The organism is Acinetobacter sp. A1-4-2, from assembly GCF_040233925.1.
Classification (GTDB): Bacteria; Pseudomonadota; Gammaproteobacteria; order Pseudomonadales; family Moraxellaceae; genus Acinetobacter.
On record NZ_CP157981.1, the window covers coordinates 1,573,096 to 1,596,282 of the forward strand.

The 23,187-nt window shown below is 38.3% G+C and carries 22 protein-coding genes and 1 pseudogene; 11 read left to right on the forward strand and 12 right to left on the reverse strand.

The annotated features are described in order from the left end of the window. Positions 1–45 precede the first annotated feature (45 nt). Positions 46–1,461 (reverse strand): iron-containing redox enzyme family protein, encoded by a 1,416-nt coding sequence (locus ABJ384_RS07820; protein ID WP_349926554.1) that lies wholly within the window; start codon positions 1,459–1,461, stop codon positions 46–48. Between the two features lie 238 nt (positions 1,462–1,699). On the opposite strand from ABJ384_RS07820, the pseudogene ABJ384_RS07825 reads away from it, so the two are divergent. The 3 genes and pseudogenes from ABJ384_RS07825 to ABJ384_RS07835 all read left to right on the forward strand — a co-directional run bounded on the left by ABJ384_RS07825 (position 1,700) and on the right by ABJ384_RS07835 (position 2,990). After that, positions 1,700–2,170, forward strand: a pseudogene (locus tag ABJ384_RS07825) (CinA family protein). Positions 2,171–2,382: 212 nt separating this feature from the next. After that, positions 2,383–2,586 carry a hypothetical protein gene (locus tag ABJ384_RS07830; RefSeq protein WP_349926556.1) on the forward strand — a complete coding sequence of 68 codons (204 nt, stop codon included), beginning with the start codon at positions 2,383–2,385 and terminating at the stop codon, positions 2,584–2,586. A 92-nt stretch (positions 2,587–2,678) separates the two neighbouring features. Beyond that, entirely contained in the window at positions 2,679–2,990 is a 312-nt protein-coding gene (locus ABJ384_RS07835; protein WP_349926558.1) for a hypothetical protein, read from the forward strand. A 666-nt stretch (positions 2,991–3,656) separates the two neighbouring features. Here the strand turns inward: ABJ384_RS07835 and ABJ384_RS07840 are convergent. From ABJ384_RS07840 to ABJ384_RS07855, 4 genes are all read right to left on the reverse strand, one after another. After that, positions 3,657–3,890: a hypothetical protein gene (locus ABJ384_RS07840; protein ID WP_349929719.1), complete on the reverse strand. Its 234-nt coding sequence runs from the start codon at positions 3,888–3,890 to the stop codon at positions 3,657–3,659. A gap of 275 nt (positions 3,891–4,165) precedes the next feature. Then, positions 4,166–5,254 carry an alpha/beta fold hydrolase gene (locus ABJ384_RS07845; protein WP_349926560.1) on the reverse strand — a complete coding sequence of 363 codons (1,089 nt, stop codon included), beginning with the start codon at positions 5,252–5,254 and terminating at the stop codon, positions 4,166–4,168. Between the two features lie 83 nt (positions 5,255–5,337). Continuing rightward, positions 5,338–5,748, reverse strand: a complete 411-nt coding sequence (locus ABJ384_RS07850; protein ID WP_349926562.1) for a nuclear transport factor 2 family protein — start codon at positions 5,746–5,748, stop codon at positions 5,338–5,340. Positions 5,749–5,965: 217 nt separating this feature from the next. Next, positions 5,966–7,990: an NADPH-dependent 2,4-dienoyl-CoA reductase gene (locus ABJ384_RS07855; protein ID WP_349926564.1), complete on the reverse strand. Its 2,025-nt coding sequence runs from the start codon at positions 7,988–7,990 to the stop codon at positions 5,966–5,968. Positions 7,991–8,125: 135 nt separating this feature from the next. Between ABJ384_RS07855 and ABJ384_RS07860 the strand changes: the two genes are divergently transcribed. The 4 genes from ABJ384_RS07860 to ABJ384_RS07875 all read left to right on the forward strand — a co-directional run bounded on the left by ABJ384_RS07860 (position 8,126) and on the right by ABJ384_RS07875 (position 11,334). Further along, a complete protein-coding gene (locus tag ABJ384_RS07860; RefSeq protein WP_349926566.1) occupies positions 8,126–8,671 on the forward strand; it encodes a PadR family transcriptional regulator in 546 nt (181 codons plus the stop codon). Positions 8,672–8,686: 15 nt separating this feature from the next. Next, positions 8,687–9,607 (forward strand): alpha/beta hydrolase, encoded by a 921-nt coding sequence (locus tag ABJ384_RS07865; RefSeq protein ID WP_349926568.1) that lies wholly within the window; start codon positions 8,687–8,689, stop codon positions 9,605–9,607. Positions 9,608–9,633: 26 nt separating this feature from the next. Continuing rightward, the gene (locus tag ABJ384_RS07870; protein ID WP_349926570.1) at positions 9,634–10,338 is read left to right on the forward strand and encodes an NAD-dependent deacylase; all 705 of its coding nucleotides are present in this window, start codon (positions 9,634–9,636) and stop codon (positions 10,336–10,338) included. Between the two features lie 96 nt (positions 10,339–10,434). Then, a complete protein-coding gene (locus ABJ384_RS07875; RefSeq protein ID WP_166169890.1) occupies positions 10,435–11,334 on the forward strand; it encodes a LysR substrate-binding domain-containing protein in 900 nt (299 codons plus the stop codon). A 419-nt stretch (positions 11,335–11,753) separates the two neighbouring features. Here ABJ384_RS07875 and map read toward each other — a convergent pair whose 3' ends face one another. Next, positions 11,754–12,548, reverse strand: a complete 795-nt coding sequence (map, locus tag ABJ384_RS07880) for a type I methionyl aminopeptidase (RefSeq protein WP_349926573.1) — start codon at positions 12,546–12,548, stop codon at positions 11,754–11,756. A 358-nt stretch (positions 12,549–12,906) separates the two neighbouring features. Here map and brnQ point away from each other — a divergent pair, with 358 nt between their 5' ends. Continuing rightward, positions 12,907–14,199, forward strand: a complete 1,293-nt coding sequence (gene brnQ, locus ABJ384_RS07885) for a branched-chain amino acid transport system II carrier protein (RefSeq protein WP_200222603.1) — start codon at positions 12,907–12,909, stop codon at positions 14,197–14,199. 479 nt (positions 14,200–14,678) lie between these two features. Then, positions 14,679–14,921: a hypothetical protein gene (locus ABJ384_RS07890; RefSeq protein ID WP_086197385.1), complete on the forward strand. Its 243-nt coding sequence runs from the start codon at positions 14,679–14,681 to the stop codon at positions 14,919–14,921. Between the two features lie 70 nt (positions 14,922–14,991). Here ABJ384_RS07890 and ABJ384_RS07895 read toward each other — a convergent pair whose 3' ends face one another. Then, a complete protein-coding gene (locus ABJ384_RS07895; protein ID WP_349926576.1) occupies positions 14,992–15,462 on the reverse strand; it encodes a hypothetical protein in 471 nt (156 codons plus the stop codon). A 117-nt stretch (positions 15,463–15,579) separates the two neighbouring features. Between ABJ384_RS07895 and ABJ384_RS07900 the strand changes: the two genes are divergently transcribed. Next, positions 15,580–16,440: an alpha/beta fold hydrolase gene (locus tag ABJ384_RS07900; RefSeq protein WP_349926578.1), complete on the forward strand. Its 861-nt coding sequence runs from the start codon at positions 15,580–15,582 to the stop codon at positions 16,438–16,440. 223 nt (positions 16,441–16,663) lie between these two features. Here ABJ384_RS07900 and ABJ384_RS07905 read toward each other — a convergent pair whose 3' ends face one another. From ABJ384_RS07905 to ABJ384_RS07920, 4 genes are all read right to left on the reverse strand, one after another. After that, positions 16,664–17,803 (reverse strand): GGDEF domain-containing protein, encoded by a 1,140-nt coding sequence (locus ABJ384_RS07905; RefSeq protein WP_349926580.1) that lies wholly within the window; start codon positions 17,801–17,803, stop codon positions 16,664–16,666. Positions 17,804–18,157: 354 nt separating this feature from the next. After that, complete coding sequence (locus tag ABJ384_RS07910) at positions 18,158–20,797, reverse strand: bifunctional aconitate hydratase 2/2-methylisocitrate dehydratase (RefSeq protein ID WP_180176100.1); 2,640 nt, start codon at positions 20,795–20,797, stop codon at positions 18,158–18,160. 295 nt (positions 20,798–21,092) lie between these two features. Continuing rightward, complete coding sequence (locus ABJ384_RS07915; RefSeq protein ID WP_349926582.1) at positions 21,093–21,365, reverse strand: hypothetical protein; 273 nt, start codon at positions 21,363–21,365, stop codon at positions 21,093–21,095. Positions 21,366–21,512: 147 nt separating this feature from the next. After that, complete coding sequence (locus tag ABJ384_RS07920; RefSeq protein WP_349926584.1) at positions 21,513–21,872, reverse strand: hypothetical protein; 360 nt, start codon at positions 21,870–21,872, stop codon at positions 21,513–21,515. A gap of 445 nt (positions 21,873–22,317) precedes the next feature. Between ABJ384_RS07920 and ABJ384_RS07925 the strand changes: the two genes are divergently transcribed. After that, positions 22,318–22,527 carry a cold-shock protein gene (locus ABJ384_RS07925; RefSeq protein ID WP_086175076.1) on the forward strand — a complete coding sequence of 70 codons (210 nt, stop codon included), beginning with the start codon at positions 22,318–22,320 and terminating at the stop codon, positions 22,525–22,527. Between the two features lie 268 nt (positions 22,528–22,795). Here the strand turns inward: ABJ384_RS07925 and ABJ384_RS07930 are convergent, their stop codons facing one another. Beyond that, positions 22,796–22,996, reverse strand: a complete 201-nt coding sequence (locus ABJ384_RS07930) for a hypothetical protein (RefSeq protein ID WP_349926587.1) — start codon at positions 22,994–22,996, stop codon at positions 22,796–22,798. Positions 22,997–23,187: the final 191 nt, after the last annotated feature.

Below are 23,187 nucleotides of genomic sequence, written 5' to 3' on the forward strand. Positions count from 1 at the left end.
CAAATGAATGCGATGGCCAACAGGCATTGGCCTGTATGACTGAAATTAGCTGGTGAATTTCTGATGGCTTAAAAAGGGAAACAGGAAGTCGACAAAACGTTGCGTACACCAAAGTCCTGTTTCACGATGATGGGCATGAGGAGCTAAATAAGGCAGCAGTTTATTGATCTTCATAGCAAGGTTGCCAGTTTCATAAATCTGATGCTGAATATCTTCAAGCTCCCCATCGGATAAAAAACTGAACATATAATTATTTTTATCTTTATGGTCCAATTGAATTCTTCGAGCGTTCAAATCGGCATCTTGAGCAGATTCACCTGCAATCCAGTCATAAATGATCTGCTTTTCAGTAGCAGTAAATACACCAAACATTTTCCCTTCTTCCTGATTAATCAGCTTCCAGAAGCGGCTTTCTTCGGGATCGCAACCCAGCTTGATCCATTTTTTATCAATGAGTACCTCAACAAATTCTTCTACTGAGTCTGGCGATGCAAGCCACGAATTAATCGTTTTGTTATTAAACTTGCATTTATCATTATGAATGACATTACCGATCAAGGCTTTTCGTTTTAAAATTTTAATCACCAAGGCGTCTAAATTTAGGTTTTTAATAATTTGCCTGGAGGACAAGCCTTTATCGTTCAAAGTAAAGCCAATCTTAATTTTCTCTATAAAAGACTTTTTATCATTGAATTTACTATATATTTTTTCAAAAGCTTTAATGGATAAATGTGCATGACCATTATCAATATTGTCGATGGTGATATGCAGATTGAAATATTTTGAATCTATTCCTAATTCTTGTAGCTCATAGTTAGTGATCAGCAGATGTAACGGAAGTTGTTCATAGGCCAGATTAAAACCGATGATTTCCGGAATGAACTCGGGGGGTGCATAAGCCAGCGCGAGTTGAATGGCAGGTTGATGATAATATTCATCTTCCAGATCCAGTACAAAATGTTCCAGCCCCAAATTTAAGATAAGATCATCAAATAAACATACATGATTAGATGTGGCGAGTCCCAAACCGAGTTCTTCCAGATAAATCTGGATTAAGTCTCTAAAAACCGAATCATTCCAGTAATGGACAATACTAAACAACCATGAGCCGTCTACCCGCTTTACCGGCGCAACCTTAATCAGAAATTCGAATGCCTGACCCACATTTTTAAAATATTCTCGCCCTGCCCCCCTATTTCTTTTTTCTAAATAAGCCTGATATTCAGCACATTGAAACTTATTATTTTCTAGAATCCAGTCCTGGATTTTACTGATATCAGGGGGAAAATCGATGGAGTTATAAGTTAAGCTTTGGATTTCTTTTTTTAAAAAATATGAAGCTTTTCTTTCCTTTTCTTGAATAGAAACCTCACCATTGAGAAAAAAAGTAACCAAATCAAAATAATTTTGATGATTTTTATCAACCCATTCTAGTAATTTATTTTTTACTGCTACTGGCATTTTTTATTCTCCAAGCGGTAATTAGCATATAAACTTAATTCACTTGGGTTTAATGAAAAAAGCCTATAATTGTTATTATTCGTTTAATTTATGTTGAATCAAAAAATAATCAGGTTTTATATATCAAATATTTAAAACATTCATGCTCCTGAAAAACGATAAACCTGTCACCTTTTAAAAAAAATTTTATTTGTTTTTTAGAATATGAAGAGGAAATTAAAATAAAGCGAAAAAAAATATGATGACTCAATGTTGTGAATTATTGGCTAAAGAAAAATTAAAAGTGACTTTCATTAAAAGTGCTTCCGCAGGTTATTTAGCTTACCTATTTTCCCTGACTCCATGCTCTGGAAAAATTCTAATTGGAGGTTTAGTGTGTTATGACCTGAAAGTTAAAGAAAAAATACTGAAAAATCTCTCCAAAACTGATAGCAAAATATACACCTGAATCTATTAAAATTACTGAATAATTGGTAAAAAAAGCAAAGAATATGTTTACCTCAGATATTTATGTAGGATGTACAGGATTACTCAAACCTGGCGGTTCTGAAACTTCAGAAAAACCTATGGGAACTTTTTTTATTCAATTTTATACAAAAACAAAATATATAATTACCGATGTTTGTGTAAAGGAAAGAAAACAGAAAAATTAAATAATCTGATTCAACACATATGTAAAAGCCTCATTAAAATTATTAAAAAAATTTAATAAAATAATAATTAAAATTTAAATTTGTAAATATCAATATACCTAATAACCGATATATTTCATAGATATAATATATGATATAATTATTATAGTTACATTTAAAACATTATGTAACATCCATTTTATTTTTTAATGAAATATTCATGCTAATAATAATTGTATCTGGTTAAACAGATTTTATTAAAAATATATATTATATATGAGGTGTAGAGATGACTAATCAAAATCAACCCCAACAACAAAATGATCAACAACGCCAACAGCAGCAACAGAACGACCAACAACGTCAACAGCCTGGCCAACAGCAAGGCAATATGCCTCAACAACAGCAACAAAATGATCAGCAACGTCAGCAAACTGGTCAACAGCAAGATTTTCGACAAAATCAGAATGACCAAAATAATCAACAGCAATAATGTGTTGATTGAACATTCAACATTTTAGAATGTGAAATTGTATTTCATTCCTTGGCTATTCTATTGATTCCGAAAATTAGGAGCTACACAAAATGACTGATCCCACTTTAGAAAATCAAAACCGTACGTCAAATAATGAGTCTGATTGGTATTGGCGTGAAAATTATACCAGTCGACCTTATTATCAAGATTTACAACGTGATATTCCCGATATTGATTATGACAAGGATTTATCCTCTGCTTACGAATTTGGAAGAAATTCACGTTCTGAATACGGCGAAAATACCCGTTTTGAAGACTCGGAAAATGATCTTGAAAGCAAATGGGAACAGTTTAAGGCGAACTCTCGCTTAAAGTGGCAACAAGCGAAACATGCTGTAAAAGATGCATGGGACAGAATCTAAAGAAATGAAAAATTTTCATTTAAAATCCTACTCACGAAAAAAGCACCCGAGGGTGCTTTTTTATGAAATATCTTTTTCTGATTAATTAAACATTTGCCCAAATGCATAAATCACAAACATCAGCATCAGTGCAGATGATGAAGTTACAAGGAGTTCTATTGTTTTCATAACCCACTCTCACTTCCTTATAGTGGAACTTTCTTTATACACAGATATTTTTTGTCAGACAATAACAATTATTGACATAAATGTATCAAAAAAATACTAAACTTATAAATATCACATTTTAAAATCTACACTTTCTCTCATTACAAATACAACAATTCATTGCAAAATATGTCGCTTGTTTTTAAAACATTTCCTTTATTTTAATATTTATTTTTCAACAATTTAAATCTTAAGTCTTTAACTTTTTACTTACATTTAAATATTCAGGTCATAATATATGATTGAACTTTCCTGTTAATTTTTACTACCTATTTTTAGGGGGGTTCATGGACTCAGATTCAATTTTTTTACAACTGTAGACTTGCTCTCTTCTTCACTGACTGCTGTCTAGAGATCCATCAAGAAAATATTTCCTGACTTGTTCAACAGGCAAGCTCAAGTAAAATTTTCAGGCATTAAAAAACCGCCTTAAAGACGGTTTTCGTATTGCTCTAACCCTTACACCGCATTTACATGCGCATTAAGCCGGAACATTTCATTTACACCCGTATAGAAACTGCGGCCATCAAGATTCAAATCAAGTTCAATACCCGATTCAAGCAAGACTTTTTTGCCTACTTCAACCCATTTAAACCCATCACGGGTATTTTGCATTTTTTTAAAAGGAATCAACGACACAACAATTTCACGACCATTTACCGATTTTGCAACTAAATTTTCAGTTTTATTCAACATTTACACCAATTTTGTAATACAGATAGAAAAGCCACCATTGGCATTTCAAAATAACAACCTTAACTTGGGATCACTCGAATGAGAGGAGATTTCTCGTATACCAATTTTGAACGAGAACATTTTCATGTCAGTTTTATTGTTGAAGCTATTATAACAGAAATACTGATTTAAGTCTCATTAATATATCAGTGTTACAAATTACAATTGTATTAAAAGATTTCAGGTTTTTTACCCTATCGATCCTTACATGTAGAAACATGCAGAAAATTACTTTACTGGTATACCCGCAAATAATCTGCAATCAAACGTGCTGCCCAAGATTCAGGCTGTTTAAGGCCCTCATAAAAAATACAGTGGCTGCCCTTTTTAGTGGTCACAACCACAATATTTGGCATCTTCTGAAGGGTTTCCTTATAAGGCTCCAGATTCCGGATATGACACACAGGATCATCTTCCGCATTTAAAATCATCAACGGAATTTTGACATTTTCAAATACATGAATCGGATTAGTGGCCTGATTATAGTCTTCAAAGCTGCTATAGCCTGCCAGTTCAAAATAATAAGATTGAAACTCCAATAAATTCCTGGCAGCAAGCACTTTGGGCAAGGAAGCGGTTTGTTGCCATGTTTCACTATAAGGGTGAATAAAGGATTCAAATAGCTTTTTTGTCATCACTTTACTATAGAAAGGATGTACATTTTGAAAACCCAGTTCAGTATCATAACCGGGACACAATGCAAATGCTGCCTTAAATGGTGTTTGCTCGCCTTGTTCTCCCAAATAGCGAACTAATAGTCCTGTGCCCGCAGATGAACCAACCGCATAGAGACTCGAATCTGGAAATTTGCTTTCAATATATTGAATCTGTTCACGTAAATCATCAGTCGAACCAAACATGGAAATTTTTGGAACAGGCAGAGGTAAATTGGCATGGCCACGGCGCAAACATAAGGCTACACGCCATCCGGTATGTCGATGCAAGTCACGAACCAGCTCGGCCATACTTTCCGGTGTACCCGTCAAGGTAGGCATCAACACAATAGTTGGGGTATCTTCAGCAACATGAAGTCCATACCAGGCAATAGCGGTGATCCCACCATCAGACATGTTTAGCTGTTCGATAAGCTCATATTGGAGTTGCACCGCTTTTTTTTTGATTAAATCAAAATAGATCAAATGCAGATGTGTATTTGACAGCCACGGCGTTGGACGGTATTTCTGTTTAAGTTGGGGCAAAACTTCAAGCACTTGCCCTGCTTCACCTTGTGGATCATAGTACAGGGTAGGCAATGCTGCACCCGTAATCTGATCGACAATTTCTTGCACCAACTGACCGATTTTATTGACCACAAACTTCATATTCGGTTTACCTCAAAAATGATGTAACGCAAAATACTTAGTACATGTCATTCCATTAACAGTTTATACTTTTACTATACGCTTTATGCTTTAGGCATAAAAGCAACCATACGCTGCCCCATCTGTGCCGCCAATGCTTCCAGACCACTCTTCGGACGCAGCATTACTTCAAAATCAATAATTTGACCTTGTTCATTAAACTGAATCATGTCAATGCCTTTAAGTTTTTTTTCACCCACATGGGCGGAAAACTCCAGCACCACATTCATTCCATCTTCGGTATAGAATTCGCGGTGGTAAGTAAAGTTTTCAAAGATCTGAATCACATTACTCAGAATAAAAAAGACCACCTGTTTGCCCGGATAAGGGTTGTATGCTACCGGTGAACGAAACACCACATCTTCAGCCAGTAATTCATTCAGAATAGACATGTCGCCTGTTTGCAGCATTTCATGCCAGCGCGCAATTGCCTGTTTTGTGGTTTCGATGGTCATTTTAGGTTCCTTTTTTTGTTTTATATTTTAAATAAAAAGAGTCCCCCTTTGAAAAAGGGAGATTTAGGGAGATTCATCTATTTAATATTAAATAATTAAATCCTCTCCCTAACCCTCTCCTTTAATAAAGGAGAGGGTAAAATTACATATCTATTTGTCTACTTCACCAGAAATCCTGATTTGTAAACAAAAATTGTAAAAGTAGGTTTCAATATTTTTAAATCACAGCCGCCAAATCTGCCCCTTGACGAATCGCACGCTTCGCATCCAGTTCACCCGCTTCTTTGGCTCCACCAATCAAATGCACATTTTTACCATCGGCTTTCAGTTGCTCGAACATTGCGGTGAAAGGTTCCTGACCGGCACAAATCACGACATTGTCAACCTCTAAAACGGTCGGCTGACCATTCACTACAATATGCAAGCCCTGATCATCAATCTTTTCATAGCTGACTCCTGCCAGCATTTTCACTGCACGGTGTTTCAAACCGGTACGGTGAATCCAGCCGGTGGTTTTACCCAAGCCTGCACCTACTGAACTTGCCTTGCGCTGCAATAAGTAAATTTCACGATTAGACTGTTCTACTTCAGCTGCTTTTAGACCACCGACATTTTCATAACGGGTATCAATACCCCATTCATTATAGAATTTTTCAGGATTCAGACTGGCACTATCGCCTTCATGGGTTAAATATTCCGCTGTATCAAAACCGATACCGCCTGCACCAATAATCGCGACACGTTGACCAACTGGCTTACGTTCTTTTAATGCTTCGAGATAAGTGAGTACTTTCGGATGGTCAATACCTTCAATCTCTAAATGACGCGGAGTGACACCTGTCGCTACCACAATCTCATCAAAGTCAGACTGGCTTAATGCTTCATAGGTCGCGGGATGATTTAAAAGCAGTTTAATATTAGGCTGTAATTCAATTTTACGTTTGAAGTAACGTAGGGTCTCATAAAATTCTTCTTTGCCGGGAATGGTCTTGGCAATATTGAACTGCCCACCAATCTGATTAGCTGCTTCGAAAATGGTGACCTGATGTCCTCGTTCAGCAGCATAGGTGGCAAAACTTAAACCTGCCGGTCCCGCACCAATCACCGCAATCTTTTTCGTCTGAACGGTTTCCTTAAAAATCAGCTCCGTTTCATAACAGGCACGTGGATTGACCAGACAAGATGCAATTTTCATGGAGAAGATATGATCCAGACAGGCCTGGTTACAACCAATACAGGTATTGATTTCATCACTACGACCTTGCTCGGCCTTTTGCACGAAGAAGGCATCGGCAAGCATCGGACGTGCCATGGAAATCATGTCAGCATGACCTGAAGCCAACACATGTTCCGCCATTTCCGGAGTATTGATACGATTGGACGTAATAAGAGGAACTTTGACCAAACCTTTCAGCTTTTGAGTGACCCAAGTAAATGCTGCACGTGGTACTTTGGTAGCAATGGTCGGAATGCGCGCTTCATGCCAGCCAATCCCGGTATTGATAATGGTGGCACCGGCTTTTTCAATTTCTTTGGCCAGTTGCACCACTTCTGCAAAGGTAGAACCGCCATCAACTAGATCCAGCATGGATAAGCGGTAAATAATGATAAAGTTTTCCCCTACCGCTTCGCGGGTACGCTTGACGATTTCAATCGGGAAACGGATCCGGTTTTCATAACTGCCTCCCCATTCATCATCCCGATAGTTAGTGCGCGCAGCAATAAATTCATTAATCAGATAGCCTTCCGATCCCATAATTTCTACGCCGTCATAACCTGTGTACTGCGCCAGTTTTGCACAGTGGGCAAAGTCAGCAATAGTTTGTTGTACTTCTGCGCTGGTTAAGGCATGCGGTTTAGTCGGGTTGATCGGTGCCTGAATGGCAGATGGTGCAACCAGATCGGCCTGATAGGAATAACGCCCGGTATGTAAAATTTGCATGGCAATTTTACCCCCGGCATCATGCACCGCCTGGGTAATCACTTTATGTTTTTCCGCTTCTTCCTTAGAGTCTAATTTTGCTCCACCCGCAAAGGTCAGACCTGCATCATTCGGTGCAATCCCGCCCGTCACAATCAGCCCTACACCACCTTGTGCACGTTCTGCATAAAATGCCGCCATACGCTCATAACCACGTGGAGCTTCTTCCAGCCCTACATGCATGGACCCCATCAAAACCCGGTTTTTAAGTGTAGTAAAGCCTAAATCTAAAGGCGCTAATAAATGCGGGTAATTAGACATACAATCTCCTTGGCGTGCTTTCTCAGCTGGCGAATATCTTTTAATGCAACTTGTTGCATAACTTATATTCCAGATTTTATTTTTATGCAACATGTTGCATAATGAACTTGTAAAGATTTATTGACTGAGCCGTTTATGTCCTTAGCCCATGTTTTATTGACCAGCCTGATTGAAAAACCCAGTACCGGTATTGATTTGGCTCGTCGCTTTGACCGCTCCATGGGATTTTTCTGGAATGCGACCCATCAGCAGATTTACCGTGAACTCAGCGCCATGCAGCAAAAGAACTGGATATCCACACTTGAAGATCACGACTCCAATACCCGTAAAAAGACCTATCAGGTTGAAGCTCTGGGACGTGCCGAACTGGCCGACTGGATGGTCAAGCAAAGCCCGCCTGCCCAATTGCGTGACGACTTAATGGTCCGTTTGCGTGCCGAAGCTCAACTCGGTGGCAATGCCGTGTTGCCGGAACTGGAAAGACATCTGGTCTTGCATCAACAAAATTTAAAAATTTACCAAACGATTTTCGCCAAGGATTTTGCCCATGCACAGGATCAAGACCGTACCCTGTTTATTCATAAAATGATTCTGCAACTGGGGATTGATCTGGAAATGGGCTGGATCAAGTGGCTAGAAACCATGATTCCACAGTTAAAAGCCTTTGAAGATAAAACCTAAAGAAAGGATAAGCGTATGCCAAACTACCTGATGCCTGATAATGAACGACTGTTTGTGCGTGAGTTTGGACAAGGACAAGCGGTGTTGGTCCTATCAGGTTTGGGTATGCAAAGCTGGCAATGGCTTCCATTTCTTTATCAGCATGCTAAAACTCATCGCTTTATTATTCCGGACTGGCGCGGCTTTGGTAGTTCGCAAAAGTGTGTCATTCCCGAAATGGATGCCATTTCCAGTCACTGGCGTGATATTGACAGCTTAATTGAACAGCTTCAGTTAAACGAGTTTTCGGTAATTGCCTATTCCATGGGTGCCACCACGGCGATGCATGGCATGCAATATGGCAATTTTGCCGAACACATTGCAGCCTATTTGCATATTGACCAGACCCCTAAAATTTCGGTAGATGATAGCTGGGATTATGGTTTATTTGGTCAACAGCATCCGTTATTTATTTCTATTCTGACAGAGCTGTCGCAGTTACTGGCTCAGCATCAACACATTCAATATATAAAAGACATGAATAGCCAAGCCCGCGGACAGATTACCAAGCTCTGGCTACAGTTTATTGGCCTGCAGAACAGCAATAAATACAGTTTAAAAGCCTTTGAATGGGTATTAAATCAGTCGCAATTGCAAAGTTTATTACTGCCCTCCAAGCGGGTCGACTATATGGCCTGGTATATCAACAATTATCTATACCATCAGGAAGATTACCGCGAAGCCCTGCAAAAACTGCAATGTCCGGTGACTTTTTTCAGTGGCACGCAATCCAGGCTTTATCCGGTAAAAGGTCAAACCTTGATTGCGCAGAGTATTCCTCATGCTAAACAGATCCGTTTTGAAAAATCTGGGCATACTCCGTTGCTTACTGAACCGCTAAAGTTTGCACGAGAAATTAGCGCATTCCTGCAAGACAATGTGACTCATAAACCTTAAACAGCTGAATGATGTCAGGAGTCAAAATGAAAAAACTCGTAGTCTTTTCGGGTGCTGGCATGAGTGCCGAAAGTGGCATCCACACATTTCGGGACAGTGATGGCTTATGGGAACAGTACCGAATTGAAGACGTTGCAACACCTGAAGCCTGGAAACGCGATCCGAAACTGATCCAACATTTCTATAACGAACGGCGTAAAAATATTCTAGCTGCCAAGCCGAATGCAGCACATCAGCTCATTGCCGAACTTGAAGATGTTTTTGATGTACACGTCATTACCCAAAACATTGACGACCTACATGAACGCGCTGGAAGCAGTCAGGTCATTCATCTACATGGTAATATTCGGCTGGCTAAGAGCTCGGATCCAAACGCTCAGTACAGTACTGAATTCTATCCGGTCGAAGGTGCAGAGCTAGATTTGAGTAAACACTTCTGCAAGAATGGCTATCCTTTACGTCCACATGTGGTCTGGTTTGGTGAGGCTGTGCCTGCCTATGCCGATGCACAAGACTGCATACAGAATGCGAATATTTTTATCGTAATTGGTACCAGTCTACAGGTTTATCCCGTGGCAGGTCTAATCCATGAAATTTCAGCCAATTGTAACGCTTACTATATTGACCCCAAAGCTGATCAGCAGCAGCTTCCTCCCCAATTCCAGAAAATTGTAATGACCGCTACTCAAGGCATGCAATACCTGAAAAAAATATTGCGACAATCACGATAAGCCTTTCTATTGAATAACAAAACCACAAAACAGATATTGACATAATGCAACAATAAAATTTTAATCAGCTTATTGTTGCATAAATGGAATTCTTAAATGCTGTCTGATCTTGATGATTTTTATTGCTTTGCCTTGGTGGTTGAACATGGAGGCTTTAGTGCAGCAGAACGCGCAACCGATATCCCAAAATCAAAATTAAGCCGTCGCGTTTACAATCTGGAAGAACATTTAGGAGTCCGGCTGATTCAGCGCAGTTCCCGCCATTTTGCTGTAACCGATATTGGCATGAATATTTACCGCCACGCCCAGGTCATGATGAATGCGGCACAAGCGGCTCATGATCTGGTCGATCATCTCAGCATTCAGCCGCGTGGTGTAATCAAGGTCAGTTTGCCTGTTTCAATTGCGCAAAATGAAATTGCCAAGATTTTGCCAAAATTCCTGAAAACCTATCCGGAAATTAAAGTGCAGCTCATTGTCAGTAACCGCCGTGTCGATATCATCAATGAAGGCATTGATGTGGCACTTCGGGTACGCTCCAATCTGGATGATGACCCGAATCTGGTTTTACGCAAATTTGAAAATATCGAGCAGCACCTGTTTGCCAGCCAAGCCTATTTAAATGAATTTGGTGACTTAAAACAGCCTGAAGATTTAAGCAATCATCAAATTCTCAGTATGTCAGATGAACATTTAGACCAATACATTGTTGTGCATGATGATAAAAACCGGCAGAAAAAAATCAAGGTCAATCCTATAGTAATGGGTTCTGACCTGATGATGCTGGCACAACTGGCACGACAAAATTGCGGAATTGTGTTATTGCCCGATAGCATTGTGCAGGATTATGTTCAAAGTGGTGAATTGGTACGTGTATTGCCGGACTGGAAAGCGCCACATGGTATTTTCCACGCGGTTTATCCTTCACGCCGTGGCCTATTACCTGCGGTCCGTGTCTTTATCGACTATTTGGTGGAACAGCTCAGTAAGCATTAAGCTTTTATAGATCTGGGTAAAAAAGCAATCACAGGGCTATCTTCAAACCATCGACAGAGGTCTTTGAGTTGCTAATGAATACATTACAAAAACCGTAAATCTTATTGTTACAAAAACATAAAATTTACTTGAGTAATACAGAAATTTAGATAAAAAAAAGCTTATCCGAGGTGGATAAGCTTATAAACTTTAAATAAGGAAAATAAGAAACTACAGCTAGAATCTATAGTTGTATATTACAAAGAAAAAATGTAAATATCTAATAGATAAAAGATATCAAAAAAGTATAGCAGAAACATTTTTATCTAATAAATCATAAACTTACGTCTTAATATCATAGATATTAAAACTTTATATGAACACAAAATATACAATTCTATACTAAAGTATAAAGTTGTATATTTCATTTAACTCTTCGCTTAAATTACAGGATATGAGCCAGTACCTTCTGGCCAAGGAGATAACAGTTCAAAACCTGTATCCGTTACAGCAACCATATGTTCCCATTGTGCTGTCAAAGAGCGGTCTGCTGTAACAACAGTCCAGCCATCCTTAAGCTCTTTAACACGCGCCTTGCCTGCATTGACCATCGGCTCAATGGTAAAAACCATGCCTTTTTTAAGGATCAGACCTTGACCAGGCTGACCATAATGCAGCACATTCGGATGTTCATGATAGACCTTACCAATGCCATGACCGCAGTATTCACGGACAATGCTATAGCCCTCACGATGAGCCACAGACTGAATGGCAAAACCGATATCACCTAAAGTTGCGCCCGGTTTCACCGCATGGATGCCGGCTACCATGGCTTCATAAGTGGTTTCAACCAATTTTTTCGCTTCCGGTTTTACATTTCCGACATAATACATCCGGCTGGTATCGCCAAAATACCCATCTTTAATGATCGCAACATCAATATTGATAATATCGCCATCCTGCAAAATAGTGTTTGGCGATGGGATACCGTGACAAACCACTTCATTTGGAGAAATACAGGTGGTTTTAGTATAGCCATAATAGCCCACGTTGGCTGGAATGACTTTTAAGGTATTCACAATGAAATCATTGCAGATATCATCCAGATACTCTGTACTTACTCCAGGCTTGACATACTTCCCTATCATCTCCAAAACCTGAGCAGCCAAACGTCCAGAAATACGGAGTTTCTCTAAATCTTGCTCAGTTTTAATGGTAATAGTGGAAGCTTTCATTGCATCATCCTCAGAAATAAGGCTTATGATTATAGTCCTTTTACTTTAATTTTGTTTAATATGAGCAGATAAACAGCGGAGTTTTGAGCATTTTTAGTCAACCATGCGGTTAATTTATATACATTTAAACGATCATTATAAAAAAATCAAAATCTGCTTAAAAAATTAAAAAAGCATAATAGCCTATACTTTTATGCTTTTTACCAATTAATCAAATATATAAATAAACTTAAACTCTTCAGTTGTTCAGTTTAAGAGCTTACTGAACCTCTAAAACTCATAAGCTGCATAAAATGAACTGTAAAAAAGCACTAATATCTTCTAAAATCGCTTTTTTGTTTAATTCCTCTCCCTTTTTATGACGAATCTCCGCACAAGGGATATTATTGCCTTGGGTTTTATGACTTTTGCACTTTTTATTGGTGCGGGTAATATTATCTTTCCACCAATTGTCGCTCAACAAGCGGGTGAACATGTGTGGTTAGCTGCTTTAGGTTTTCTTATTACCGCAGTTGGCCTGCCTGTTATCACCATTATGGCACTTTCACGTGTAGAAGGATCCATCCAGAATTTAAGTTCACCTCTGGGTAAAATCGCCAGCCTGATTTTAACCATTGTATGTTACTTAGCTGTTGGTCCTCTATTTGCAACGCCTCGTACAGCCACAGTTTCCTATGAAATCGGTTTCTCTTCCTATTTTGGTACATCAAGTAGCAGCCTGCTGATTTATAGTGCAATTTATTTTGCAGTCGTCACTGTTATCTCCTTATATCCCAACAAACTGCTCGATACTGTCGGCCACTTCCTGGCACCTTTAAAGATTATTTCTTTGGCAGTATTAGGTATCTCTGCATTTGTCATTCCTGCTGGATTCATTTCACCAGCAATTAACAACTATGCGACTGCCCCAGTTTCTGAAGGTTTTGTCAATGGTTACTTAACTATGGACACTTTGGGTGCATTGGTATTTGGTATTGTTATTATTCACGCAATTCATTCACGTGGTGTAACAGATAAAAAACTGGTGACCAAGTATGCCGTGATTGCCAGCCTGATTTCTGGTGCAGGTTTAACCTTGGTTTATTTAAGCCTGTTTAAACTCGGTTTAGGCAGCCATGAAATCGCTCCAAATGCAGCAAATGGTGCAGTGATCCTGCATGCCTATGTGCAGCATGCTTTTGGTGATATTGGTTCTGTATTCTTGACCGGCATGATTTTCCTGGCCTGTATGGTAACAGCGATTGGTTTAACCTGTGCTTGTGCAGAATACTTCTCTGAACTGACTAAAGTTCCTTATAAAATTTTAGTGTTTGTTCTGGTTGGTTTCGCTTTCATCATTTCAAACCTCGGTTTAACCAAACTGATTGCTGTGTCTGTACCTGTTTTAAGTGCCATTTATCCACCAGCAATTGCAGTGATTCTACTGAGCTTCTTGTGGAAATTTTTCAACAGGCCTGCTTATGTGGTTGCACCAGTAACTGCAGTGGCCCTGTTATTCGGTATTTTTGACGGCCTGAAAGTTGCAGGACTTGAAGCCTACTTACCTGGTTTCATTCAAAATCTACCGTTAAATGCACAAAATTTAGCATGGCTGATTCCATCTATTATTGTGCTGATTATTGCTATCGTCATCGATAAAGTTAGAAAATAACTGAGTTGATGTGCTTAAAATCTGGTTTTACCCAAACCTGATTTTAACCGTGATCAATAAAACATCATGTTTTACCCAAACTGGGTTTTATTGTTTACATCCTCATCAATCCAACATGGTTGCTTAAACATATAAAATACAATCAGTCACGATTAGACTGATCTTGCCACATCCCATCCCAAACCTTAATACACTTCTAGACTGGCATCAATATTGCTTCTTTTATATTCACTATTGTTGAGTATCTTGACATCTTTTTAACTAGTAAGAATGAATGAGGAGGATAATTGCATATTCAGAAGAAATATCCAGCATTTATATGTTGAATAAAATCAGGCTATAAACTTATGTCTAACATATTTTTATGACAAAATAGTGACATCAACTATTGAAATGAATCGAAATACCAAGTACAACAATAGAAACTAATCTGACTAAAACAATTAGGTTTAGGTCAATATATAACCGGAGGAGTGGAGATGTTATCATTACATTTCAATAAAGAAATCTTCATTAACGCTCTAAAAGCAAATAAGAATATGGTCACTTATTTGAGTACTACGGTTGCTCTGATTGTGACACTCATTATTCATGGTTTAATTCAAGGTAACTTAAAACCTGAATTCTTTATGTATGCTTTTATTGTATCGGTAGCTTTCTATGTGTGGGCTGTGGTCGATCAGAAATACCGTCAACAGAAGCAAAATACTTCTACAGAATAAAAGATGGGTGAACTATCACCCATCTTAATAATAATTAATCATCCAGAACTTATACCAAAATCACCAATCATCAAGTTAAAACTTTCATCAGGCCGATCATTGTACCAAGCAATAATCCTATTGTAGCACCCAACTCTCCAATGATCAGAAAAATCATTGCACTTCTTAACATCCATTTTGGCAAATGCCAACGTCCCATTTGATGAGGCTGCTTAAACTGATTGGTCGTATCTTTCAGCCAGCCATGTAACACATAACTTAAAATTGAAAAGCTAAAAAAGAAAAGATTGATCAATACAAAAGTAAAGTTAAGTCCATCACTCCAAACTGAAAAATAGGCTAGAATTGCAATAATCAGGCTGGCTGGTGCATAGAGCAAGCTACTTCTATGCGCAATATCGACATAATAATGAGCCCGCGCCTGTGCTGAATGACGAATCTGATAATATTTCCATACCCCAGTCAGCATGCCCACCCAAAGAAAAATACCACTAAACAACACGGCCCAAGCTACAGCCTGTGTTAAATTTTCCGCTTCCATTCATTTATATCCTTATTTTTAGATCGTTATTTTGACTTTAAAGTCATGAATTATACAAGTTTCTTTTTAGAACCTGGCTACAGTAGTCACCATACATACTTATCCCATATTCTCCATATGAACACTTTTGAATCATTAACAATTACCTGTAAAGATGGATATTCACTTAGCGGCCGCTTTTATGCAGCCAGCGCTACGCAAAAAAAGAATTACCCAGTCCTCATCTGTCCAGCAACCGGGATTACCCAGAATTTTTATCAAGCTTTTGCAGAATGGTTAATCACACAAGGCTATGATGTTTTGAGTTTCGATTTCCGCGGAATTGGTCGTTCTTTACATGGTTCGCTTAGTCAATCTGAAGCCAGCATTGTAGATTGGGGTAAACTGGATATTCCTGCTGCAATAGAGACATTGTTATATAAAACTCAAGCTGATCAGGTCATTTTAATTGGTCACAGTGCTGGCGGTCAGCTTTTGGGTATTGTGCCTAATCATGAAAAAGTAGCCAAAGTTGTCGCAGTTTCAGGTTCAACCAGGCATGTTAAAGGCTTAAAAGGCCGCACCAAATTGCTGGCTCCTGTCATGTTTAATGTCCTTTTTCCATTGGCTCGCATTACCAAAGGTTATGCTCCGACTCAAGCAATTGGAATGGGAGAAAATCTACCTAAAGATGTCGCCACACAATGGGCACAATTTTGTCGTAAACCGGGTTATGTGCTCAATGCTATTGGCAAAAGCGTGTTTGAAGATTATCACACTCAAATTAGCTGCCCGATTACGGTACTGTGGTCATCGGATGATGAAATTGCAACGGAAGCCAACGTAAAGGATTTATTACGCCTGTATCCGAATGCCGAAACTCAAATGATTGAGCTAAAACCTAAAAGCTATGGACATAAAACGATCGGTCATATGCTGATGTTTAAGAAGTCTCATCGAAATTTATGGTCGGTGATTGAAAAAGAACTCTTGGCTTAAGCATTTATCCATCGCCAATTTTAGAAAATTATGTTTTAATACACTTAGTTTGAGATGAGCCTCTTACAGTATATAAGCTTAGATCTTATATACGACTAGCCCCTAACCATGGGGCTTTTTAATGTCTGAAATCAAAAACTTAAAATTAATTGGCGTAAAACTGGCATTCTATAATTTTTTATTTAATTCAAAATCCGGACATTAAAGGTAAATCTAATTTTTTTTAATTAAAACATACCCGGTTTCGTCCACTATTTTTGGCTTCATATAAATGCTTATCTGCTATTTCTAAGGCACTCATAAACTGGGATTCAGTCTCTATTTTAGCCGCTCCAAAACTTGCAGTAATTTTAATATCATGAATAAAAATTTGATCTTCAACCTTTTTACGTAAACGCTCAACTAAAACCCATGAAGCCTCCTCATTTGGACTTTGCAGCAAGATAATAAATTCTTCCCCACCAAACCGCCCGACAATATCACCTTCCCGAATATTAAATCTGCATATATCAGCAAATGCGTATAAAATTTTATCTCCCACAACATGTCCCCATGTATCATTTATATTCTTAAAATTATCAATATCACACATCACAAGATAAACTTCACCATACTGTTTTTTCTCAAACAGGTCTTTGGTTTTTTCTAGAAAGCCATGTCGGTTATACAATTTGGTTAAAGGATCTCTCAACCGCTCTTCATTAAGGCTAGTAAACATTTCTTTTACAGCTACGGCCGAGAGAATAATGGCAAACCACAGACTGATAAAAACATTTATAGAAATCAGCATCATCCACCAAGTTGTGGTCGCCACGGTCATATGTTGCAGTTCTTGAAGATACACAATGACTATTAAAGCTCTAATAAATGCATAGATAACGACGAAAAAATAGCTCAAACACAAAAGTTTTTCTAAAGCATAGGTTTTTTTAAATAAAGCATATACTTTTGGTAGGGCTAAAGCTTCCAGGCATAAAACCACCACACTAACTATGACCACTCGTGACCATAAATTCTCATCGATATAGGTGAAATATAGAAGTAAAGTTATACCCGCAATAATAAGGCCAGAAGAGATCCATATATTTAATTTAGCATTAGCTTTTAAGAACATTCCATGTACGACTGCCCAAACCCCACCTATATACAGAATTGCAAACCAAGGCGCTGTTAGCCGTAGTTGTGTATTTGTCATCAATGTCTGTGTAGCGAATGCTACAGATAACTGAATACAACCAACTCCCATCCACATTAAATACTTGGGTGCTTTAAACCTTAAATATGCAACAATAAAGGCCGTACCAATCAGAATTAAGCAAATTGGGTAAATCAACAAGAAATAGTGAGTAGCTGGTAGATTCACGGACTTGAATAACCACTAGAACTGTGTAGTTTTTATTCTAAATTGTTTAGCTAAACTTATTCAATAAATATTTATTTTTAATAAGAAAATATTAATTGATTATTTTTAAAAACTAAGTAATTTTTAAACGCGCTTTTCATATTCCATCTCAACAAAATATTCGCACTTTTATTGAATATTTAAAGTCATTGTTCTATTAGAGTGCTTGGAAATATTGCTTTTCAGCAAAGATCAGACGTTTGTATAAATTCATTGAAGCTTTTAAAAAGTCCAGAATACCAACTCTCTATACTTGTCATTACTCCAAAAAATAAGGGCTGATAAATCAGCCCTTATTTTCAACTACTTATTCAATCAAGACAATTGAGCAGCAGCAATTTTCTTAGTATCGATGTCTTTAGCAGCATCTGTATACTCGCCCATCTTGTCGAAGTTCAAGTATTGATAGATGTCAGCAGACATACTGTCAATTTGAGCTGCATATTGTTGATATTCTTCTGGAGTTGGTAATTTACCAAGTACAGCAGCAACAGATGCAAGTTCAGCAGAAGCTAAGTAAACATTAGCGCCTTGACCTAAACGGTTCGGGAAGTTACGAGTAGAAGTCGATACACAAGTTGTGTTCGGAGCTACACGTGCCTGGTTACCCATACATAATGAACAGCCTGGCATTTCAGTACGAGCGCCAGCTTTACCATAAATGTTATAGAAACCTTCTTCCATCAATTGGTGCTCGTCCATACGAGTTGGCGGAGCCAACCATAAACGAGTAGACAATACGCCACCAGGTACTTTATCAAGTAATTTACCAGCAGCACGGAAGTGACCGATATTTGTCATACATGAACCAACGAATACTTCGTCAATCTTAACGCCTTGAACGTCAGAAAGAAGTTTAGCGTCATCTGGATCGTTCGGGCAGCAAAGAACAGGTTCAGTGATTGTAGCTAGGTCGATTTCATACACTTTAGTGTATTCAGCATCAGCATCAGCTTTAAGAAGTGATGGATTCGCCAACCATTTTTCCATGTTCTCAACACGACGAGCCATAGTACGCGCATCGCCATAACCTTGAGAAATCATCCATTTCAACATAGTGATGTTAGAACGGAGGTATTCAGCAACTTTCTCTTCAGAAAGCGTAATTGAACAACCAGCAGCAGAACGTTCAGCAGAAGCATCAGAAAGTTCGAATGCTTGTTCTACTGTTAATTCAGTTTCCATTTCAGTCAGGTCGATTTCTAGGATACGACCAGAGAAGATGTTTTTCTTACCTTTTTTCTCAACAGTAAGATCGCCTTCTTGGATCGCACGGTAAGGAATCGCATGTACAAGGTCACGTAGAGTGATACCAGGCTGCATTTTACCTTTGAATTTCACAAGAACAGATTCAGGCATGTCTAGTGGCATAACACCAGTCGCTGCAGCGAACGCTACAAGACCAGAACCCGCTGGGAATGAAATACCGATTGGGAAACGAGTATGTGAGTCACCACCAGTACCAACGGTATCTGGAAGAAGCATACGGTTTAACCAAGAGTGGATAATACCGTCACCTGGGCGTAAAGATACACCGCCACGGTTCATGATGAAATCAGGAAGCGTGTGTTGCATTTGAACGTCAACTGGTTTTGGATACGCAGCTGTGTGACAGAAAGATTGCATTACCAAGTCAGCAGAGAAGCCTAGGCAAGCCAAGTCTTTCAATTCGTCACGAGTCATCGGACCAGTTGTATCTTGAGAACCAACTGTTGTCATCTTAGGTTCGCAGTAAGTACCTGGACGAACACCTTGACCTTCTGGAAGACCACAAGCGCGACCTACCATTTTTTGAGCTTGAGTGAAACCTTTACCAGTATTCTCAGGTTGAACTGGAGTACGGAATAAGGTTGAAGGTGCAAGACCTAAAGCTTCACGCGCTTTACCAGTCAAACCACGACCAATGATCAGGTTGATACGGCCACCAGCACGTACTTCATCTAACAACACTGGAGTTTTGAGTTCAGACTCGGCAATTTGAGCGCCATCTTTGAATGCAGTTACTTTAGCAGCAGCATGGTCGATTTTAAGTGTGATCTCGTCGCCCATGTTCATGTTGGTAACGTCGATCTCGACTGGTAACGCACCAGCATCTTCCATTGTGTTGAAGAAGATCGGAGCAATTTTACCACCTAAGCAGTAACCCCCGTCTTTTTTGTTCGGGATGTGAGCAATTTCGTCACCAAAGAACCAAAGAACAGAGTTAGTTGCAGATTTACGAGAAGAACCTGTACCAACTACGTCGCCTACATAAGCAACTTGGTTGCCTTTCGCAACAAGTTCTTTAATTTGGTTTAATGGACCAACTTCACCCGGTTTTTCAGGATTGATGCCATCACGTTCGTTTTTCAACATCGCATTTGCATGTAATGGGATGTCAGGACGGCTCCAAGCATCTTGAGCTGGAGACAAGTCATCAGTGTTAGTTTCACCAGTAACTTTGAATACAGTTAATTTGATTTCTTCTGGAACGTCTTTACGGCTAGTGAACCATTCAGCATCAGCCCAAGACTGCATAACAGCTTGTGCATTTGCATTGCCCGCTTTCGCTTTGTCAGCTACGTCATGGAATGCATCAAATACAAGAAGAGTTTTTTTCAATGCATCAGCAGCTAAACCTGATAATTCTGCATTGTCTAAAAGTTCAACTAAAGGCGCAACGTTATAACCACCAAGCATAGTACCCAGTAAGTAAACCGCACGTTCTTTAGAAACTAATGGCGAAGTCGCTTCACCTTTTGCCACAGCAGCTAAGAAAGCAGCTTTAACATAAGCAGCTTGGTCAACACCTGCTGGAACACGGTTTTCAAGCAAGTCAACTAAAAATGCTTCTTCTCCAGCTGGTGGATTTTTTAATAGTTCAACCAAGTCAGCTGTTTGAGCATCGTCAAGTGGCTTCGGTGGGACTCCGAGTGCGGCACGTTCTGCAACGTGTTGGCGGTAAGCTTCTAGCACAGTGTTATTCCTCTTTTTTAAAAAATTATTTACGAATTCCAGCTTATGCAAAGCTTCGCAAATAATATGGACTGCTAAATTTTACTAAAATTCCAGTTAAAAGTTAATGCAACTACAGTGTTTCTTTGTGATGCCCATTATTTTATAGCTAAATAATGGGCATATCGATTACACAATAAGCAAATCCTTCACTTTTAAAGCTTTTTGATGATGAAAAAGTCACTTTTAATGGAACATTAAACATAAAAAAGACAACCCTATGTTGCCTTTTTTGCTTCTATAAAAATATTCAACCTTAGTGGACAGTGGTTGCAGTTAAATATTGAGCTAATTCTGCTCGATCCCCGGTAAATTTGAGAGCGCATTCATCTTCAAATAAGCCTTGATACTGATTGCTGGCAAATGAAATTTTGATTAAGCATCGTGAATGATGATTGCCTTCTAATTTTTTTCGTAGAAATACTTTATCGCCAACACTGAGTACATAATTTCCACCCCCAATGATTGCAACACCGTGCTCATCTTCCAAGAGCAAATCCTCATGATGTAAGTAGCCGATCACATCCATATTACTGCTCCTATCGTTATCATTCTTCATTTCATTATTCAGTAACAAGATAAGCTTTTCTATATTTTTGATTAAGCAAATGTCACAATTTATTTTTTAATTTTGCTTAGGCTATTTTATGAAGAATAAACATAAAAAAACCGTTCATTAGAACGGTTTGTAATTCGGCATTTTGTCATGCGGTGTCGCAATACATTTTTCAGTAATTTTCTGCTTGAACTGATTACGGCTTGCTTCCGGATCCTTATTTATCTCTTCCAATGGAAATGCATAAGCCTGTTCGATAATATCCAGAATAAAGGTTTTGGTGATTTCATCTTCAATCTTGTTGGCGTGCTCTATAGCAGCCTCTTTGGTAATGGTATTTTGACGATCGTACATAATGTTGTTTGCAGCATTACCCATACTTGTACAATAACCTTTCCACTGCTCTTCAGGTGTTAGCGGCTTCTTTTCAGCACACCCCACTAAAGCAACCAATGCCATCAAAGTGAATAACTTTTTCATCAATGTTCTCCTATTGCCCCCTATCATAATCAAAGTTCATGAAAATACGAAATCATCAAAACAAGATATCCAAAAAAATCATGAGCAAACTAAAATCAAGTACATAAAGAATAAGCTCTATTTTAAGTTTATGGGTTTAAAAAAGACTTTGTATTGAATTTTTTATTTTTAACTAATTTTTAAGTTATTAATTTAATTGAACATAATTATTAAGTTACAAATTTGAGCTATAAAAAGCAGCAATAGGTAGCTATTCATTTGCATAATTTCAAACATAGCTGTATGCTTAAAGCCAACTAGAAAAATAGTTTGCTCTGGTAAATCTTCTTGTATTTCGCAGTTTTAGTCATAATCCTTCGTTTTTCAGATTTAAAGTTCCATTCTTATTTTCAAGTTAAATTATCTGGCTTTTCAATAAGCTAAAAACATTTTTAAGGATTTTATTATGTCTAATACTGTAAAAGGTACTGTTAAGTGGTTTAACGAAACTAAAGGTTTTGGTTTTATTCAACAAGAAAATGGCCCTGATGTTTTCGCTCATTTCAGCGAAATCACTGGTAATGGCTTCAAAACTTTGGCTGAAGGCCAACAAGTTGAATTCAGCATCGCTCAAGGTCAAAAAGGCCCGAATGCTGTAAACATCGTAGCACTATAATTTAAAAATCACGCTTGCCGACTGCAAGTATGATTAAAAAAAAAGCGAGAGTTTAACTCTCGCTTTTTTTTTGGATTTTAAAACACTGATGCGCTAAATTAGGGTGTTTTATTGAGTAGTTGATCTACCAGTTCATTAATTTTAGTTTCAATGATGCACGTTGCGAGTGACATTGCTGAGGTCAGAATCGGGGGATTGGAAATATTGTTTCATTCATGTCCACCACCTCACAGAAAATAAATAGCCCAATACTGAATTGGGCTATTCTTTACTCTTCAAATTCTATCGGATCCCCATCTTCAGGTCGAATATGATGAGTTCCATCATCTGCAGGGTCAACACTTGAGCCATCTTTAGTAATAGCGTTGTACATCTCATCCTCTTTCTTATCGTCGATAAATTCTTCATCTTCGAAATCTTGAGGCTCATCATCGTCATCAAAATCTAAAGGCTTTTCTTCATCTATCATGGCGATCCATCACTTATTTGATCAATAAAATATCATGCTCAAACATTCGATAGAGTTATTCAATAGTGAACTATCCTTATTTGTGTAACTCATTATGAGATATTTTGTTGTGGCTAAAACCACAAATGCAACTCCGTAATGATGTAACAAGCTGTATATGGTCTACACTGCTAAAAAAATGTAGACCGATG